Annotated in this window: 1 protein-coding gene; it reads right to left on the bottom strand. The window is 71.2% G+C overall.

Going from position 1 to position 527, the window contains the following annotated elements:
- On the bottom strand, positions 1–491 hold a 491-nt coding region (locus tag Adu01nite_RS47465; protein WP_239133256.1), incomplete at its 3' end, for a polyketide synthase dehydratase domain-containing protein.
- Positions 492–527: the final 36 nt, after the last annotated feature.

Below are 527 nucleotides of genomic sequence, written 5' to 3' on the forward strand. Positions count from 1 at the left end.
AACTCGCCGCCGACGAGCCCGCCCGCCGCCATCGCCTGAACGGCGGCGTCGAGCAGGGCGGGATGCAGGCCGTAGCGGGCAGCGTCGGCACGCTGCGCCTCGGGCAGAGCCACCTCGGCGTAAACGTCCTGACCGTCCTGCCAGACCGCCCGCAAGCCCTGGAAGGCCGGCCCGTAGGCGTAGCCGGCATCGGCCAGCCGTTGATAGAAGCCCTCCACCGCAATCGGTTGGGCGCCGGGTGGCGGCCAGACGGCCAGGTCGGAAGTTCCCACGGTGGCCGCCGGCGCGCCGGCAAGGTTGGCGGTAGCGTGCAACGTCCAGGCGGGGTCACCAGCGTCGGGCCGGGTGTGGATTGTCGCGGTGCAGCCGCCGCTGTCGGCGGTGACAGTGACCTGAACCTGTACCGACCCCGCATCCGGCAGCGTCATCGGGGTATGCAGGGTCAGCTCTGTCACGTGCGGGCAGCCGACCTCCTCACCGGCACGCAACACCAACTCCAACAGCAAAGTCCCCGGGGCCAGCACCAT

Source organism: Paractinoplanes durhamensis, from assembly GCF_016862175.1.
Lineage (GTDB): Bacteria > Actinomycetota > Actinomycetes > Mycobacteriales > Micromonosporaceae > Actinoplanes > Actinoplanes durhamensis.